Source organism: Bradyrhizobium sp. SYSU BS000235 (assembly GCF_049747295.1).
In the GTDB taxonomy this organism is placed as follows: Bacteria; Pseudomonadota; Alphaproteobacteria; order Rhizobiales; family Xanthobacteraceae; genus Afipia.
On record NZ_JBMHJM010000001.1, the window covers coordinates 2,720,598 to 2,738,103 of the forward strand.

The window sequence follows — 17,506 nt, forward strand, 5'->3', positions numbered from 1 at the left end:
TGTTTGAGATGACGTGCGCCTCTTACGAGGCCTTCATCAAGCCTTCGGCTTTCAGGGCTTCCTGCACCATAGGCCGTGCAGCAACGCGCGCCTTGTAGGCGACGAGATTCTCGAGACCGGAAATCTCGATCTTTTGCCCGTCCGCCCAGCGCAGGATCGTGAACAGATAGCCGTCGGCGACCGTGAACTGGCTGCCCATCAGGTAGTCTTTCCCGGCGAGCGCGCTGTTGATGTAAGTGAACTTGCCGGTGATGCGGTCCTTGAAAAACAGCTTCACATCGTCGGGGATGGCCGGGTTGAACAGCGGGCTGAAGTTCTTGTGCAGCTCGGTGCTGACGAAGTTGAGCCACTCCTGCGCCCGGTAGCGCTCGGTCGTCCCAGCCGCCGGCACCAGGTTTTTGCCGGGGACCTTATCCGCGATCATTTGCACGATCACGGCGCCTTCGGTCAGGACGTCGCCATTATCCATGCCAACTGCCGGGATTTGCCCCTTGGGATTGAGGCCCAAATAGTCGTTGCCGTCTTCCGTTTTCTTGGCTTTGAGGTCGACTTTGACCAGATCGAACGGGATTCCGGCCTCTTTCAGGGCGATATGCGGCGATAGCGAGCAGGCCCCGGGCGAGTAATAAAGCTTCATAGGAGGTATCCTTCCCTCAGCAGTGGCAAATGGAACGCGTCTCCATTAAATGCATATGCATGAAGCGGTCAACGTTGATGCAACTGCATTTATTGGAGTACAATCGGGTTGGGCGGTATGGACGAGACCATGAAACGCAAACCTTCAACCGAAGCGACGGATGTCTGGACCCGCTTGATGCGCGTCCAGGGCCGAGTGCTCGGTGCAGTCGAGCAGGATCTCAAGAAGGCGGGGTTTCCCCCGCTGGCCTGGTATGACGCGCTGCTTGAATTGTCGCGTGCGCCGGGCGGGGAGCTGCGCCCTGTTGAACTCGAAAAGCAGATGCTGCTGCCGCAATATTCGACATCGCGGCTGATCGACCGTCTGGTCGAAGAAGGATTTGCCGTGCGCCGCGAATGCAAAATGGACAAGCGCGGCCTGTTCGTAGAGATCACAGAGACCGGACGTGACTTGCAAAAGCGGATGTGGGCTTCATATTCCGCGGCGATCGAGCGGCATATCGGTTCGAAACTGTCGGATGCCGATGCGGTGAAACTCAGCGGTCTGCTTGATCGGCTTGGCTGCTCTTGCAGTGCGACCTTGTCGCCGGCATTGCCCGCGCCTAAAGAAGCCACGCCCGCACGATGATGTTTTGGTTGTCCCCCGTTCCAACGGATGCTTGCGTCCGCAGCGTTATCCAATGCGCACGCATGGCGTGTCCTTCGCAGTCGACGATGCGATCTGAATACGCGCAAACGCTTGAATTAAAACCTCTTACCTGGAATTCCCATGGCGCGTGATCAGATCGATATGACGCCGCTGCAATCGCGTGACGAACTCGTTGCGTGGCTTGAAGCGGGCGTGAAGCCGAAATCGGAATTCCGCATCGGCACCGAGCACGAGAAGACACCGTTCACTCTGGACGGGCACAATCCGGTTCCCTACGAGGGCCCGCGGGGAATCGGCGCCCTGCTGGAGGGAATGAAGCTCCTGCTCGGCTGGGATCCGATCATGGAGAACGGCAATATCATCGGGCTTCATGATGTCACCGGCGGCGGCGCCATCTCGCTCGAACCGGGCGGACAGTTCGAACTGTCCGGCGCGCCGATTGAAACCGTACATCAGACGATGTCGGAATTGATGGCGCATCTGGCGCAAGTGCGTGAGATCGCGACACCGCTTGGCATCGGTTTTCTCGGGCTCGGCATGACCCCGTCATGGTCGCGTGCGCAGATGCCGGTGATGCCGAAAGGCCGTTATCGGATCATGACCAATTACATGCCGAAGGTCGGCCGCTACGGTCTCGACATGATGTACCGCACCTGCACGGTGCAGACCAATCTCGACTTCTCGTCGGAAGCCGACATGGTGAAAAAGCTGCGCGTCTCAGTCGCTTTGCAGCCGATCGCCACCGCGCTGTTCGCAAATTCGCCATTCACCGAGGGAAAGCCGAACGGCTTCCTGTCGTTCCGCTCGGAGATCTGGCGCGACACCGACAACGCGCGCGCGGGAATGCTGCCATGGGCGTTCGAGGACGGCATGGGTTTTGAGCGGTGGGTCGACTATGCGCTCGATGTGCCGATGTACTTCGTCAAGCGCGGCGATACTTACATCGACGTGTCGGGGTCGTCGTTCCGCGATTTCTTTGAGGGCAAGAACGAAAAGATTCCCGGCGAAAAGCCGACACTGTCCGACTGGGCCAACCATCTCTCGACGATTTTTCCGGAAGTGCGGCTCAAGCGCTATCTGGAAATGCGCGGTTCGGATGGCGTGCCATGGCAGCAATTGCCGTCACATCCGGCGTTCTGGGTCGGGCTGCTCTATGATGACGATTGTCTCGAAGCGGCATGGGACATCGCCAAGCGATGGACCGCGCATGAGCGCCAGGCCCTGCGCGACGATGTGCCGAAGCTCGGCTTCAAGGCGAAGATCGGCAACCGCTATCTGTTCGAAGTCGCCAAGGACTGCATGGTCCTGGCGCACAAGGGATTGGCCAAACGTGGCCGGATCGATGCGCTGGGGCGTGATGAGACGCGCTACCTTGAACCCCTTGATCACATCATGGATACGGGCCGCACGCCGGCGGAAGGGCTGCTGGAAAAATTCCACAACAGCTGGGGCGGCTCCGTCGACCCGGTGTATCGCGAATATGCCTTCTAACTCAGGCCGCTAAGCTCATCACGCGAACGTTGTTCCGGCGTTTATCTGCCGTTCATCTGCCATCCATTAATACGGCGGTGAAATAGAACTTGTCTTGTCCGGCTGGATTCCGGCCATCGGCTCGGGTCCGTCTTGCGCTGAAAGTCATTGGCATGCTCCGAATCTGCGATTTCAGATCATGCTTTCGCGCATTCCGTGCATTCAGCCTCATTTTCAGCATGCTGGTGGTGGCGCTATCTGTCGTCAGCTCTCAGCCTGCGCGTGCTCAAGCCAATTTCGACCGGCCCGGAAGCGACTATCTCCGCATACCTGTGCCGTCCGGCGATCCTGCCGACTGCGCGCTGGAATGCGAACGCGACCGCCGCTGCCGGGCGTGGAGCTTCAACTATCCGACTGTCAGCGCGGACGGGGCAATCTGCTGGCTCAAGAACACGGTTGCTCCACGGATCAAAAGCGATTGCTGCGTTTCGGGCGTCCGCGGCGCCGGGGTGCTCGAGCCGCGCAACAGCGCGATCGAAGGCGAGACCGACAGGGTTGGCGGCGATTATCGCAGCGTCGATGCCGCGCATGACGAGGCCTGCAAAGCCGCATGCGAGGCCGACAACAAATGCCGTGCCTGGACATTTGCGCGGCCCGGTTACGTCGGAAAATCACCCCGTTGTTTCCTGAAGGATCATGTCAAACCGCCGCGCCGCAAGCCCGGATTTATCTCCGGGGTGGTGCGATAGTCCGGCTGCCGGGCAAACCATTTCCCGATTTGAACGTTAGAACCGGCCCTTAGACCAGCCCGGTTCGTACGGATTTATCAGACCAGAATAAGTGCGGACCGAACGACATCAGGAGCATCCCGATGAAGCATATCCGCGTTGCAATCATTGCAGTCTCGGCGTTCGCAGCCACGACGATGGTCGCGATCGCGCATCATGGCTGGGGCAGCTATGACGCGAACCATCCGATCACGGTCGAAGGAGCGATCCTGAACAGTACGTTCGAGAATCCGCACGCGACCATTGCCGTGAAAGGAGCGGACAAGATCTGGACCGTGACATTGGCGCCGACGTCGCGCATGATTGCCCGCGGGCTGCAAGCCGACATGGTTGCGATTGGCAAGAAAGTCTCCGCCTACGGTTATCCCTCCACGGTGGAAATGAACGAGATGCGCGCTGAACGCATTACCGTCGACGGCAAGACCTACGAGCTGCGCTGATGACAGAAAGCGCGCCTGCAATATTTATAGCGATTGAGGCGTCAGGGTTCGGTGCGGCGATACGGCAATCCCGCTGGCTCTATATGACGGCGAACGTCGGTCACATTGTCTCGCTGATGGTGTTTGCTGGTGCAATTGCCGTTATGGATCTGCGGATGATGGGAGCACTCGCGGCAACGTCTCCAGGTTCGGTGCTCAGAACCGCACGAAAGGCCGCGATGATCGGATTCTTCGGTCTTGCCTTGACCGGAAGCTTTCTATTCGCGGCTGAAGCCAGCCACGTCATCATGAACCCGGTCTTTCAGATCAAGCTCGGCCTGATCGCTTTGGGTCTGATCAACATTGTCTTGTTCGAGATTTTCATTACGCCGAAGGTGAGGGATCTGCCGCCGTCAACGTCACTGCCGTCGGGTGCGCGCGCCGGTGCGCTGACATCGATCGCGATCTGGATTGCTGTCGCGATCTGCGGTCGCACGATTGCTTATTTTTGAGCCCGTTCCGGATGTGACGTCGGAGTGCTTAATGCACCGTCGTAAAAGAACGCGCCAACCGCAGCCCGGAGAGCCAGGTCCAGATCGGACGGTTCTTCATGCCCATGTCCCATGAGCCCACGACAGCGTCGACGCGGCCGACGAGATTTTCAACCGGCAGCAGACCAACGCCGCCTTCAGCAAGGGGGACGCGGCTGTCGGCGGAATTGTCGCGATTGTCGCCCATGACAAAGAGACGGTCCGGGGGGACCAGGACGTCGGGTGTGTTGTCGAGAAACGCGTGTTCCCGCAGCTTGAAGATGGTGTGCGTCACGCCGCCCGGCAGGGTTTCAGTGAAGCGGGCCGCAGGCGTTCCGTGCCCTTCTTCGTCCTCTGCCTGACCGGTGCCGTCGCGGCGAAGATCAACAGGTTGTCCGTTGATCCAGAGACGGCCGTTGCGCATCTGGACGCGATCTCCGGGCAATCCGATCACGCGCTTGACCCAGACCTGGGATGTATCGCCCGGCCAGCGAAACACCACGACATCGCCGCGGTTGGGTAGCGAACCGAACAACCGGTGGGTGGGTGGCACCGCGACGTGGATCGGAAGCGAAGCTGTGCTGTATCCGTAGGGATATTTAGAGGCGAGCAGCGCATCGCCGATCAGCAGCGTCGGCTCCATCGATCCCGATGGAACGTAGAACGGTTCGGCAATCGCGCCCTTGGCTGCGAGCACGATCAGGAAGGCGGTAGCGATTTCGATGAATGCCTTTGACCACGAGCGGGCGGTCTTGGCTGTGGTTGGCGTCTCGCTCATGCGCCGGTTCCTCCGACGGTGATTTGATCCATGCGAAGTGTCGGCTGTCCAACGCCAACTGGCACGCCTTGCCCCTGCTTGCCGCAGGTCCCGATGCCGTCATCGAGTTGGAGATCGTTGCCGATCATGGAAATGCGGTGCAGGTCCGTCGGGCCGTTGCCGATCAACATGGCGCCCTTCACCGGGGCGCCCAGCTTGCCGTTTTCGATCCTGTAAGCCTCGGTGCACTGGAAGACATATTTACCTGAGGTGATGTCGACCTGACCGCCGCCGAAATTGGCGGCAAAGATTCCATTCTTCACCGATGCCAAAATTTCCGCCGGGTCACGGTCGCCTGCCAGCATGTAGGTATTGGTCATGCGCGGCATGGGGACGTGAGCATGGCTTTCGCGGCGGCCGTTGCCGGTGGGCTTCATGTTCATGAGTCGCGCGTTTTGACGATCCTGCATGTAGCCGACCAGGATGCCGTCCTCGATCAGCACGGTGCGGTTGGTCGGCGTGCCCTCGTCATCGATCGAGAGCGAACCGCGCTTGGAGGAAATGGTGCCGTCATCGACAACCGTGACGCCCTTGGCGGCCACCTGCTGGCCCATCAGGCCGGCGAAAGCCGAGGTTTGTTTGCGGTTGAAATCGCCCTCAAGACCATGGCCAACAGCTTCGTGCAGCATGACGCCTGGCCAGCCGGGACCGAGAACGACATCCATTTCGCCCGCGGGCGCAGGCACGGATTCGAGATTGACCAGCGCCTGCCGCACCGCATTGTCGGCTGCTGATCGCCAGGCCTTGGTCTCGATGAAGCGCGCATACCCTTCGCGGCCGCCATATCCGTGGCTTCCGCTTTCCTGACGGTCGCCTGAACCGGCGACGACGGAGATGTTGACCCGCACCAGCGGGCGAACGTCGCGGTAGCTCTCCCCATCCGGGCGCACAATTTCGACCACCTGCCAGGTGGCGCCCAGGCTGACGGTCACCTGACGCACGCGGGGGTCCTTGTCCCGCACATAGGCATCGATCTCAGCCAACAGCTTGACCTTGGTCTCGAAGCTCTGGCCGTCGAGCGGGTTCTCGTCGCCGTACAGGCGCACATTGGTATGCCCGGGGGCCGCGGCAAAAGTTCCTGAATAGCCACCGCGTACGGCACTTACCGCATCGGCTGCGCGAATCAGCGCCGGCAGCGAGACGTCGGAGGAATGCGCATACCCGACCGCGTCGTTCTTGACGGCCCGAAGGCCGAAGCCTTGTGCCGTGTCGTAGGTCGCCTGCTTCAGGCGACCGTTGTCGAATCCGAGCCCTTCCGATTGCCGGTATTCGAGAAACAGTTCGCCATCATCGGCTCCGGCCAGCCCGCGAATGATCTGAGCCCGCACCTCGTCGCGGTTGAGGCCGGCGCGGTCGAGCAGCGAAGCGGTGGCGGATACGGTGTCGGACGGATTGCTCATGGAAACTCCGGGATCCCGGTCGGGATCGCAAAAGGATTGGACTCCAAAGATAGGAGCGATCGGGCCGGAGGGCGAGGGGGGCCTTAAGGCGCGTCGATCAGGGGAGCTTATCGTAGCCTTCACTGAGACCCTTCAGGCTCAGCGGGAAGCCGATACCCTCTTCCGGAGTCTCAAAGATGATGAAAGTGGCGGTTTTTGCGTTTTTCAACTGATTCAGGAGGTCGTCATTCATCACAACCTCGGCGACGCAGCCGTTGGGCAGGCAGCGGACGAAACCGGCGCGTCCCACGTCCTTGTCGTCGAGCTTGAGGCCGAGGCCGGAGGGCAGAAGGACGCCGAGCGGAGCCACCACGCGCATCAGCTTGCTCTTCTGATCGGCGGTTTTGAGAATGATGACCGTAAGACCGGCATTGGAGCGGTCCTCGGCCACGACACTCTGAATCAGGGCGCATTGCTCTTTCTGAGCGCCGGCGACCGTATCGCAGCGGATCTGCCAGTCGCCGTACACGGACTTGACCGCGCCCTGGGCTTGCGCCGGCGCGGGCATCGTTCCGAGGCACAAAAGCGTCATCGCGGCGAGGATCACCAGCCAAACACGGGCAATGACACGGCTATGGATCGTCACAAGGTTCTTGGCCACGCTGAAGTCTCGCTGATCAGAATAGCCTATCAGGCTAAATCCCCTGGCCGGGGTCTCGGTAAAATATCCGGTAATACTTTTGACCATATTCGAGGTCTGTTCCCTGATCAGGCCCGCCTGACAAACGGATTGACAGGGCAATGACGGCGTCTTGAGGGCAGACCTGTCCCGCAAGTCTACCCCCGGGATACGCCTCGCCACAGCCGCGAATCGCATTTCTGCAGCTTATCCGGATTGTGGGTACAACGGGCAATTCAGGTGTCAAGCGTTCTCCTCCAGACCGGGGGCTGGAGATAGCCCATTTGGCAAGGGATTCCGGATACCTGTGCGCCTTATTACGTGCATTGCGATATGCGGCGAATTATGGTTTGAGAAGCGGGAAATTCGACGCGTTCTAACTTTGACGAGAGATCAAAAGTCTGAACGCGCACGGAAAATGCAGGTCTTGCCGCCCGGCGGGACCACTGGGGTGATAAGAGCAGGAGCGATAGCGGCATGAAGATGTCGAAGGGTCAAAAAGGCCGCTGGATACTGGGTTTCACAGTGGTCGCCACCGCCATGGCCGTAGCGGGGACTGCTTTCGCTGGGATGGGGCAACCGTCGGCGTGGGAATGGACCCTTCAGCAGTCTGCCTCGCCGGTGATGGACAACATCACCTGGTTTCATAACTTCCTGCTGTGGATCATCTCCGCGATCACGATTTTCGTTCTGATCCTGTTGATCATCGTCGCGGTCAAATTCAACGCCCGGACCAATCCGGTGCCGTCCAAGACCACCCACAACACGCTGATCGAAGTGGTCTGGACCATTGTCCCGGTTCTGGTTCTGGTCTGCATCGCGGTGCCGTCGTTCCGGCTCCTGTTCCAGGAACTTGATGTTCCAAAAGCGGATCTCACGATCAAGGCCACGGGCAAGCAGTGGTATTGGAGCTATGCCTACCCGGATAACGGCAAGTTCGAATTCGACTCGCTCCTGGTTGCCGATAAGGCGCCTCGCCTGCTGGGTGTGGATAACGAAGTCGTTGTGCCGGTGAACAAGATCATCCGTGTTCAGACCACGGCGGCTGACGTGATCCATTCCTTCGCGGTCCCGTCCTTCGGTATCAAGATCGACGCGATCCCGGGCCGTCTCAACGAGACCTGGTTCAAGGCGACCAAGGAAGGCATGTATTACGGCCAGTGTTCGGAGCTTTGCGGCAAGGATCACGCCTTCATGCCGATCGCCATTCGCGTCGTGAGCGACCAGGAATTCGCGACCTGGGTTGAAGGCGCGAAGAAGAAGTTCGCAAGCGCGCCGGCAAACACCTACGCTTCGATCGGGGCGGCGGCGCAGTAAGCGTATTGACGGATAAATGCGCGGCCACGGGCCGCGCGAAACAACAGGCTGACGGAACTGCAAGGTTCAAAGGGATTGAAAATGGCCACCAACGCTGCAACACACGATCACGCTCATGACGATCATGCGCACGATCACCCAACCGGGTGGCGGCGTTACGTCTACTCGACGAACCATAAGGACATCGGCACGATGTACCTTATCTTCGCGATCGTGGCGGGCATCATCGGCGGCGCGATGTCGGTCGCGATCCGCATCGAGCTGATGTATCCGGGCGTTCAGATCTTCCACGAATCCCACACCTATAACGTGTTCGTCACGTCCCACGGCCTCATCATGATCTTCTTCATGGTGATGCCCGCGATGATCGGCGGTTTTGGCAACTGGATGGTGCCGCTGATGATCGGCGCGCCGGACATGGCCTTCCCGCGCATGAACAACATCTCGTTCTGGCTGCTGCCGGCCTCCTTCGCGCTCCTCGTCATCTCCACCTTCGTCGAGGGCGAACCGGGAGCGAACGGCGTAGGTACCGGCTGGACCATGTACGCGCCACTCTCGACCTCGGGACACCCCGGCCCAGCAGTGGACTTCGCGATTCTGTCGCTCCACATCGCGGGTGCGTCGTCGATCCTCGGTGCGATCAACTTCATCACCACCATCTTCAACATGCGCGCGCCGGGCATGACCCTGCACAAGATGCCGCTGTTCGTCTGGTCGGTGCTCGTCACGGTATTCCTGCTGCTGCTGTCGCTGCCCGTTCTCGCCGGTGCGATCACGATGCTGCTGACCGACCGCAACTTCGGCACCACGTTCTTTGCGGCTGACGGCGGCGGTGATCCGGTGCTGTTCCAGCATCTGTTCTGGTTCTTCGGTCACCCCGAAGTGTACATCCTGATTCTGCCGGGCTTCGGCATGATCAGCCAGATCGTGTCGACCTTCTCGCGCAAGCCTGTGTTCGGCTATCTCGGCATGGCCTATGCGATGGTTGCCATCGGCGGCATCGGCTTCGTCGTGTGGGCTCACCACATGTACACCGTCGGCATGTCGTCGGCGACGCAGGCCTACTTCGTCGCGGCAACCATGGTCATCGCGGTGCCGACCGGCGTGAAGATCTTCTCGTGGATCGCCACCATGTGGGGCGGTTCGATCGAGTTCCGTGCGCCGATGCTCTGGGCGATGGGCTTCATCTTCCTGTTCACCCTCGGCGGCGTGACGGGCGTTGTGCTGGCTAACGCCGGCGTCGATCGCGTGCTTCAGGACACATATTACGTCGTCGCGCACTTCCACTACGTGCTGTCGCTCGGCGCCGTGTTCGCCATCTTCGCCGGCTGGTACTACTGGTTCCCGAAGATGTTCGGCTACATGTACAATGAAGGCATCGCCAAGCTGCACTTCTGGGTCACCTTCATCGGCGTGAACCTGCTGTTCTTCCCGCAGCATTTCCTCGGCCTGTCCGGCATGCCGCGCCGCTATGTCGACTATCCGGATGCGTTCGCCGGCTGGAACCTGGTGTCGTCGATCGGCTCCTACATCTCGGCGTTCGGCGTGCTGATCTTCATCTACGGTGTGATCGATGCCTTCGTGCGCAAGCAGCAGGCCGCTGACAATCCTTGGGGTCCGGGTGCGACCACGCTGGAATGGACGCTGTCGTCGCCACCGCCGTTCCACCAGTTCGAGGTTCTGCCGCGCGTGCAGTAACCAGTTCGTTCGTGACGGTGTTTGCGTCGCGATGAGATGAGACATCCGCCATAGCCGAAAGGCTGCGGCGGGTGGCGCATTAAAGGAAGTGAGTTCGATCTTGTCGGTTGTCGATCATCATACGCTCGATCTTTCGCCCCGGATTTCCGAGGCGGGCGTCGCTGATTACATCGCGCTGCTGAAGCCGCGCGTGATGTCGCTGGTGATCTTTACCGCATTGGTCGGATTGTTGATTGCGCCCGGGCACGTTCACCCGGTCACTGCGGTCACGTCGATCCTCTGTATCGCGGTTGGTGCGGGCGCATCGGGTGCGTTGAACATGTGGTACGACGCCGACATCGACGCGCTGATGTCGCGGACCTTGAACAGGCCGATTCCGCGTGGACGTGTACTGCCCGGCGAGGCGCTGGCTTTCGGCCTGACGCTGTCGTTCTTCTCGGTGATGACGCTGGGCATCCTGGTGAACTGGCTGGCCGGTGGTCTGCTCGCGTTCACGATCTTCTTCTACGTCGTCATCTACACGATGTGGTTGAAGCGCTGGACTGCCCAGAACATCGTGATCGGCGGCGCCGCAGGGGCCTTGCCTCCAGTGGTAGCCTGGGCTGCGGCGACCGGCTCGCTGTCACCAGAGCCGATCATGCTGTTCCTGGTCATTTTCTTGTGGACACCGCCGCACTTCTGGGCGCTGGCGCTGTTCCGTACCGACGACTACGCGCGCGCCAATGTGCCGATGCTGCCGGTCACGGCCGGTCCGGATGCGACACGCCTTCAGATCCTGCTTTATACGATCCTGCTTGTCGCCGTTGCGCTTGCGCCTTGGCCGCTGGGCTATTTCAGCGCGGTCTACGGAGTGACGTCTCTCGTCCTCGGCGCGGGAATGCTCTGGCTCGCGGTTCGGGTCTATCGTGACCGTACCGGGAGTGCGTCGCTGCGTGCCACGCGAGGGCTGTTCAAGTTCTCGATTCTCTACCTGTTCGCGCTGTTCGCTGTGCTGCTCTGTGAAGTCGTAGTGACGGCGGCCGTGCGGTTGATTGGGGCATGAGCACGAGCATCGTGATGGAAGATAAAGAGCCACAGGAAGGTATCGTTCTTACGCCGGAGCAGAAGAAGCGCCAGCGCGAGCGCTCGATTGCCATTGCATTGGCTTTGGGCGTGCTTGTGATCCTGTTTTTCGCGATGACGATGGTGAAGGGCCCGGCGGTCCTGCACCGGCCGATTTAGGGAAAGACACGCGAAATCAATGACGCAGGAACCGACCAGCAAAGCCAAGCCACGGATGAGCCGCGACGTTGTCGTGGCATCGATCTGCGGCTTCGTCGTGGCGCTGATGGTGGGCGCGTCATACGCGGCAGTGCCGTTCTATAACTGGTTCTGCCGCGCGACCGGTTTCAATGGGACCACGCAGGTCGCGACCTCGGCCCCAACTCAGACGACCGAGCGTCGTATCGCCATTCGCTTTGATGCCAATGTCAGCGGTGGCTTGCCCTGGAAGTTCGAGCCGGAGCAGACCGAAATCAACGTCAAGATCGGCGAGGTCGTCACGGCCTACTACACTGTGACCAATCAGGCCGCGCGTCCGACGTCCGGTCTCGCGTCCTACAATGTGGCGCCGCTGACCGTTGGCGCGTTCTTCCAGAAGATCAATTGCTTCTGCTTTACCGAGCAGAGCTTCGCGCCGGGCGAAAAGCGCGAGATGGCAGTCGTGTTTTATGTCGATCCGGCGCTCGTCGCCGACCATGAATACGACGAGCTCAACACGATCACCTTGTCCTACACTTTCTACCCTGCGAAAGATTCGACGCCGAAGCCGGTCGCGGCATCGGAGCCGGACAATCGCAAGGGCAACCTCTAATCTTTAAGACTAGCAAGCTACGAACATGCGCCGGGTGACCGGCATCACGGAGAGACCAAATGGCAGCGGGCCAAGCCAAACACCACGATTATCATCTCGTCGATCCAAGCCCGTGGCCGTTCGTCGGCTCGGTTTCGGCATTCATCATGGCAGTCGGCGCGGTCGCCTGGATGCACAAGCTTTTCGCTGGTGCGCCGATCGTGTTCGGCATCGGTACCATTGGTGTCCTTTATACGATGGCCAGTTGGTGGGGCGACGTCATTCGCGAGGCCGAGTACAAGGGTGACCACACCCGCGTTGTTCAGCTGCATCACCGCTACGGCATGATCCTGTTCATCGCGTCCGAAGTCATGTTCTTCGTCGCGTGGTTCTGGGCCTATTTCAATGCAGCGCTCTTCCCGGCCGATCCGGTTCATATGACGCGCGAAGCGCTGTTTGGCGGCGTCTGGCCACCGAAGGGCATCGAGACCTTTGATCCCTGGCATCTGCCGCTGCTCAACACGTTGATCCTGCTGACCTCGGGCACCACCGTGACCTGGGCGCACCATGCGATGCTCGAGAATGACCGCCAGGGCGTGAAGTGGGGTCTCATCCTCACCGTGCTGCTCGGCGCCTGCTTCACCTGCGTGCAGGCCTTCGAATACAGCCATGCTGCCTTCAGCTTCGCCGGTCACGTGTATGGCGCGACGTTCTTCATGGCCACGGGCTTCCATGGCTTCCACGTGCTGGTCGGCACCATCTTCCTGCTGGTCTGCCTGCTGCGCGTCTATGCCGGCCACTTCACGCCGAAGCAGCATCTCGGGTTCGAGTTCGCAGCCTGGTACTGGCACTTCGTCGACGTGGTGTGGCTGTTCCTGTTCATCTGCATCTATGTCTGGGGACATGGTGCAGAGACGATGGCCCACGGCGCGCACTAATCGCCGGAACCACTTCCAACATCAGGGCGGCCTTTCGGCCGCCCTTTTGTTTGGCTCCCTTGCGATCATGTGTGGTCAGGCGTAGCGAGAGTAAAAGGACACGGGCCTATGCAAGATCTCGCTTCAGCAACCTGGACGCAGGCCGCCATGCGCGGAATTGCCTGCAAATGCCCGCGCTGCGGCAAGGGAAAGCTCTACGCAGGGTTTCTGACGCTGCGACCGTCCTGCGACCAGTGCGGCCTCGATTACGCCTTCATCGACGCCGGCGATGGCCCCGCCATCTTCATCATCATGATTGCGGGCTTTATCGTTGTGGGGTCTGCATTGGTGGTTGAAATCAAATATCAGCCGCCGTTCTGGGTTCATGCAGCGCTGTGGATCCCGCTCATCCTGGCGACGACGCTGTTGCCGTTACGGTCGATGAAGTCGCTCCTCATTGCCCTGCAGCATCATCACAAGGCGTCCGAAGGGCAATTGATCGAACAAAATCGGGAATGAAGCCCGAGCAAGCCTGTGTGAAGTGGTAACGCGTCAATGACAACAACACCGACAACTCAAATGCCCGTCCGCAAGCGCAGTGCGTTCGGTCTCGCGCTGATCACGCTCATCATGGTGTCGGTCCTGACAAGTCTTGGCGTCTGGCAACTGCATCGCCGGGACGAAAAGCACGCTTTGATTGCGGCTTTGACCGAGCGGCTGGCCGCTGCACCGCAAGCTCTCGCTTCGTCGTCGGCGTGGACAACTTTCGATCCAGCGCATGACGAGTTTCGGCGCGTCACGCTCACGGGCACATTCGATGCGAAGCCCGATGCAATGGTCTACAGCTCGGGGTCTGCGGTACGTGAGGACGTCTCTGGTCCCGGGACCTGGGCGTTCATGCCCGCGCGTTTGCCTGACGGCAGCGTTGTCGTCATCAATGCGGGCTTCGTGCAGAACACCATGCAAGACCGTGCGCAGCAGGACCGTGCAGTGACCCGGCTCATCAACGGAACGCCGCAGACATTGACCGGCTACATTCGCTTTCCGGAGCACCCCGGCTGGCTGACGCCTCATGAAGACACTGCCAAGCGCCTGTGGTTCCTGCGCGATCATGTAGCCATGGCGCGGGCCCTCGGCTGGGGCACTGTCGCGCCGTTCTACATCGATCTTGAATCGCCGATTCCTGAATCGGGCATCCCGAAGCCTGGTCCGCTGGTGGTCCATCTCAAGGATGATCACATGCAATATGCGATCACCTGGTTCGGCCTTGCGCTGGTGGTTGTTGTCGCGTTTGGCTTTTGGCTCGCGAGCCAACGGCGATCATGAGTGCAGCGCACGCGGTCTGGCTTCCTTGTGAAGCCCGAGCACAGCCGATATGGTGCGTTTCGCCTTCACTGCGGTGAACTTAATAATCAATATCTATCAAAGGCTTAGATAGGCGCCGGCCTTTGGAGGACGTTTTGACGACCTATATTTCGACCCGGGGCGAAGCGCCCCAACTCGGTTTCTGCGATGTGATGCTGACCGGGCTTGCCCGCGATGGCGGACTCTATGTGCCTGAATCCTGGCCCCACCTCGATCCCGCTACCATCGCGGGGTTCTTTGGACGCCCGTACTGGGAAGTCGCGGTCGAAGTGATTCGTCCTTTCGTTGCCGGAGAAATTTCCGAAGCCGATCTCGGGCGCATGGCGATCGAAGCCTATGCCACTTTCCGTCATCCGGCCGTCGTTCCGCTCAGCCAGATGAATTCGCATCTGTTCGTGCTCGAACTCTTCCATGGTCCGACGCTGGCATTCAAAGACGTGGCCATGCAGCTGCTGTCGCGCCTGATGGACCATGCGCTCGCCAAGCGTAGTCAGCGCACGACCATCGTGGTCGCGACATCCGGTGACACCGGCGGCGCGGCTGTCGACGCGTTCAGCGGCCTCGACAATGTCGATCTCGTCGTGCTGTTTCCACACGGGCGTATTTCCGACGTGCAGCGGCGCATGATGACGACGACCGGAGCCTCGAATGTGCACGCGCTCGCCATCGAAGGCACGTTCGACGATTGCCAGGCGATCGTGAAGGGGCTGTTCAATCATCACAAATTCCGCGACGCGGTGGCATTGTCGGGCGTGAACTCGATCAACTGGGCGCGCATCGTCGCGCAGGTGGTTTATTACTTCACGTCGGCGGTCGCGCTGGGAGCGCCGGGACGCGAGGTCGATTTCACCGTGCCCACCGGGAATTTCGGCGACATCTTCGCAGGTTACGTTGCCAAGCGCATGGGATTGCCGGTGCGCCGTCTGCGGATCGCTGCCAACATCAACGATATTCTGGCGCGTACGCTCAAGACCGGAATTTACGAAGTGCGCGAAGTGCACGCCACCACGTCGCCGTCGATGGATATTCAGATCTCGTCGAACTTCGAGCGATTGCTGTTTGAAGCCTCCGGGCGAGACAGCGCAATGGTGCGTTCGCTGATGGGATCGCTGGCGCAATCCGGGCGTTTCGTTCTGCCTGATGCGGTGCTGGCCAAGATGCGCGCCGATTTCGATGCCGGCCGCGCAGATGAAACCGATACCAGCGCAGCCATCAGGACGGCATGGCGCGAAGCGGGAGATCTTGTCGACCCGCATACGGCCGTTGCGCTCACCGTCGCTGAACAGGACAAGCCGGTCTCCACGGTCCCGAATATCGTCCTCTCCACGGCGCATGCCGCGAAGTTTCCGGACGCGGTTGAGGCTGCCTGTGGCGTGCGCCCGACATTGCCGGCTTGGCTCGATGGGCTGATGACCCGGTCCGAAACCATGACAGTCATGAAGAACGACCAAAACGAAGTCGAACGGTTCGTGCTCTCCGTGAGCCGTGCCGCGAAGCAGGGAGTTGCGGGATGAGTGTCGAAATCACCAAGCTGCCATCGGGTCTCACGGTGATCACCGACACCATGCCGCATCTCGAGACCGCGGCGCTGGGTGTATGGGCCGGCGTCGGCGGCCGCGACGAGAAGCCGGATGAGCACGGCATGTCGCATCTGCTCGAACACATGGCCTTCAAGGGTACGACCACACGCACGTCGCGCGAGATCGTTGAGGAGATCGAAGCGGTCGGCGGCGATCTCAACGCTGCGACCAGCACCGAGACGACGGCCTACTACGCGCGCGTGCTCAAGGCCGACGTGCCGCTGGCGCTCGATGTACTGTCGGACATTCTTGCTCATCCGTCATTCGATGCCGAAGAGCTTGAACGTGAGAAGAGCGTCATCGAACAGGAGATCGGGGCCGCCCAGGATACCCCCGATGACGTGGTCTTCGAGCATTTGAGCGAATTGAGCTATCCCGATCAGGCGATGGGCCGTTCACTGCTTGGCACGCCGCAGACGCTCGCCGGCTTCAACCGCGAGAACCTACAGCGCTATCTGAACACGCATTACCGTGGACCGGAGATGGTGGTGGCTGCCGCCGGTGCCGTCGACCATCAGGCCGTGGTCGCCGAGGTGGAACGGCGGTTTGCGAGTTTTGATGGCACGCCTTCACCCAAGCCCACGCCGGCGTCATTCGGCAAAGGTGGTTCGCGTGTGATTCATCGCGATCTCGAGCAGGCACACCTGACGCTCGCGCTGGAAGGCTTGCCGCAATCGGATCTGTCGTTGTTCAGTCTGCAGGTCTTCACCAACATTCTTGGCGGCGGCATGTCGTCCCGTTTGTTTCAGGAAGTGCGCGAGAAGCGTGGCCTTTGCTACTCGATTTACAGCTTCCATGCGGCCTATTCCGACACCGGATTCTTCGGGCTCTACACCGGCACCGATCCAGCCGACGCGCCGGAGATGATGGAAGTCATCGTCGATGAAATGAACAACGCCGTCGAAACTCTCACCGAGGCGGAAATCGCACGCGCGAAGGCGCAGATGAAGGCCGGACTGCTGATGGCGCTGGAAAGCTGCAGTGCGCGCGCCGAACAGATGGCACGGCATATTCTGGCGTACGGGCGTCCGCTGACGGTCGATGAACTGGTGAAACGCATCGATGCAGTCAGCGTGGAAACCACGCGTGACGCGGCGCGCAGCCTGCTGAGCCGCAGCCGTCCTGCGGTGGTTGCGCTCGGCAGCGGCCGCGGTCTTGATACAGCCGTGGGTTTTGCCGAAGGTTTGTCCAAGCCAAAGGCGAGGGTGCTTCTGCACTAGTGTCGCGGTTCAGAAGTCCGCGCGATTTTCTTTGCGAATCCTTCCAGTGAATTTCTGGACCTGAACCACACGAGTGCCGCGGATTTGACAATGAGCGCGGCCCCGACGGCAGCGCGGAACTGTTCTGCCTTTGGAACCGCGACAGCGGTATCGACTTTGCGCTAGAATTGAATATTGCGCGGATGCTCTGACGTTCCTTTCAGTTTTGCTG

General features: G+C 60.3%; 19 protein-coding genes. 15 read left to right on the forward strand and 4 right to left on the reverse strand.

The features are described 5' to 3' along the window. Positions 1-22: 22 nt before the first annotated feature. Positions 23-637: a glutathione transferase GstA gene (gene gstA, locus ACP0KA_RS12645; protein WP_424629123.1), complete on the reverse strand. Its 615-nt coding sequence runs from the start codon at positions 635-637 to the stop codon at positions 23-25. A gap of 129 nt (positions 638-766) precedes the next feature. Between gstA and ACP0KA_RS12650 the strand changes: the two genes are divergently transcribed. From ACP0KA_RS12650 to ACP0KA_RS12670, 5 genes are all read left to right on the forward strand, one after another. Then, positions 767-1,264, forward strand: a complete 498-nt coding sequence (locus ACP0KA_RS12650; RefSeq protein ID WP_424629124.1) for a MarR family winged helix-turn-helix transcriptional regulator — start codon at positions 767-769, stop codon at positions 1,262-1,264. 141 nt (positions 1,265-1,405) lie between these two features. After that, a complete protein-coding gene (locus ACP0KA_RS12655; protein WP_424629125.1) occupies positions 1,406-2,776 on the forward strand; it encodes a glutamate--cysteine ligase in 1,371 nt (456 codons plus the stop codon). 218 nt (positions 2,777-2,994) lie between these two features. Continuing rightward, on the forward strand, positions 2,995-3,504 hold the full coding sequence (locus ACP0KA_RS12660; RefSeq protein WP_424631580.1) for a PAN domain-containing protein: 510 nt from the start codon (positions 2,995-2,997) through the stop codon (positions 3,502-3,504). 122 nt (positions 3,505-3,626) lie between these two features. Continuing rightward, positions 3,627-3,983: a DUF6152 family protein gene (locus tag ACP0KA_RS12665; protein ID WP_424629126.1), complete on the forward strand. Its 357-nt coding sequence runs from the start codon at positions 3,627-3,629 to the stop codon at positions 3,981-3,983. Next, entirely contained in the window at positions 3,983-4,474 is a 492-nt protein-coding gene (locus ACP0KA_RS12670; RefSeq protein ID WP_424629127.1) for a DUF6644 family protein, read from the forward strand. The genes ACP0KA_RS12665 and ACP0KA_RS12670 overlap by 1 nt, the downstream gene beginning before the upstream one ends. 28 nt (positions 4,475-4,502) lie before the next feature. On the opposite strand, the gene lepB is transcribed toward ACP0KA_RS12670, so the two are convergent. The 3 genes from lepB to ACP0KA_RS12685 form a co-directional block, all read right to left on the reverse strand. Then, positions 4,503-5,270 (reverse strand): signal peptidase I, encoded by a 768-nt coding sequence (gene lepB / locus ACP0KA_RS12675; RefSeq protein WP_424629128.1) that lies wholly within the window; start codon positions 5,268-5,270, stop codon positions 4,503-4,505. Next, a complete protein-coding gene (tldD, locus tag ACP0KA_RS12680; protein ID WP_424629129.1) occupies positions 5,267-6,709 on the reverse strand; it encodes a metalloprotease TldD in 1,443 nt (480 codons plus the stop codon). Before tldD ends, lepB begins: the two co-directional genes overlap by 4 nt. 97 nt (positions 6,710-6,806) lie before the next feature. Continuing rightward, a complete protein-coding gene (locus ACP0KA_RS12685; protein WP_424631581.1) occupies positions 6,807-7,298 on the reverse strand; it encodes an invasion associated locus B family protein in 492 nt (163 codons plus the stop codon). 546 nt (positions 7,299-7,844) lie between these two features. On the opposite strand from ACP0KA_RS12685, the gene coxB reads away from it, so the two are divergent. From coxB to ACP0KA_RS12735, 10 genes are all read left to right on the forward strand, one after another. Next, positions 7,845-8,684, forward strand: coding sequence for a cytochrome c oxidase subunit II (gene coxB, locus ACP0KA_RS12690; RefSeq protein WP_424629130.1), 840 nt, complete (start codon positions 7,845-7,847; stop codon positions 8,682-8,684). 81 nt (positions 8,685-8,765) lie between these two features. Continuing rightward, a complete protein-coding gene (ctaD, locus tag ACP0KA_RS12695; protein ID WP_424629131.1) occupies positions 8,766-10,382 on the forward strand; it encodes a cytochrome c oxidase subunit I in 1,617 nt (538 codons plus the stop codon). Between the two features lie 100 nt (positions 10,383-10,482). Beyond that, positions 10,483-11,424, forward strand: coding sequence for a heme o synthase (locus tag ACP0KA_RS12700; protein WP_424629132.1), 942 nt, complete (start codon positions 10,483-10,485; stop codon positions 11,422-11,424). Continuing rightward, the gene (locus ACP0KA_RS12705; RefSeq protein WP_424629133.1) at positions 11,421-11,603 is read left to right on the forward strand and encodes a CoxF protein; all 183 of its coding nucleotides are present in this window, start codon (positions 11,421-11,423) and stop codon (positions 11,601-11,603) included. Before ACP0KA_RS12700 ends, ACP0KA_RS12705 begins: the two co-directional genes overlap by 4 nt. Positions 11,604-11,622: 19 nt before the next feature. After that, entirely contained in the window at positions 11,623-12,234 is a 612-nt protein-coding gene (locus ACP0KA_RS12710) for a cytochrome c oxidase assembly protein (protein WP_424629134.1), read from the forward strand. A gap of 59 nt (positions 12,235-12,293) precedes the next feature. Continuing rightward, a complete protein-coding gene (locus ACP0KA_RS12715; protein WP_424629135.1) occupies positions 12,294-13,151 on the forward strand; it encodes a cytochrome c oxidase subunit 3 in 858 nt (285 codons plus the stop codon). Positions 13,152-13,259: 108 nt separating this feature from the next. Next, complete coding sequence (locus ACP0KA_RS12720) at positions 13,260-13,649, forward strand: DUF983 domain-containing protein (protein WP_424629136.1); 390 nt, start codon at positions 13,260-13,262, stop codon at positions 13,647-13,649. Between the two features lie 60 nt (positions 13,650-13,709). Beyond that, on the forward strand, positions 13,710-14,456 hold the full coding sequence (locus ACP0KA_RS12725) for an SURF1 family protein (protein WP_424629137.1): 747 nt from the start codon (positions 13,710-13,712) through the stop codon (positions 14,454-14,456). A gap of 134 nt (positions 14,457-14,590) precedes the next feature. Continuing rightward, complete coding sequence (gene thrC / locus ACP0KA_RS12730; protein ID WP_424629138.1) at positions 14,591-16,009, forward strand: threonine synthase; 1,419 nt, start codon at positions 14,591-14,593, stop codon at positions 16,007-16,009. Then, positions 16,006-17,295 (forward strand): M16 family metallopeptidase, encoded by a 1,290-nt coding sequence (locus tag ACP0KA_RS12735; RefSeq protein ID WP_424629139.1) that lies wholly within the window; start codon positions 16,006-16,008, stop codon positions 17,293-17,295. Before thrC ends, ACP0KA_RS12735 begins: the two co-directional genes overlap by 4 nt. The last annotated feature ends 211 nt before the right edge of the window (positions 17,296-17,506 follow it).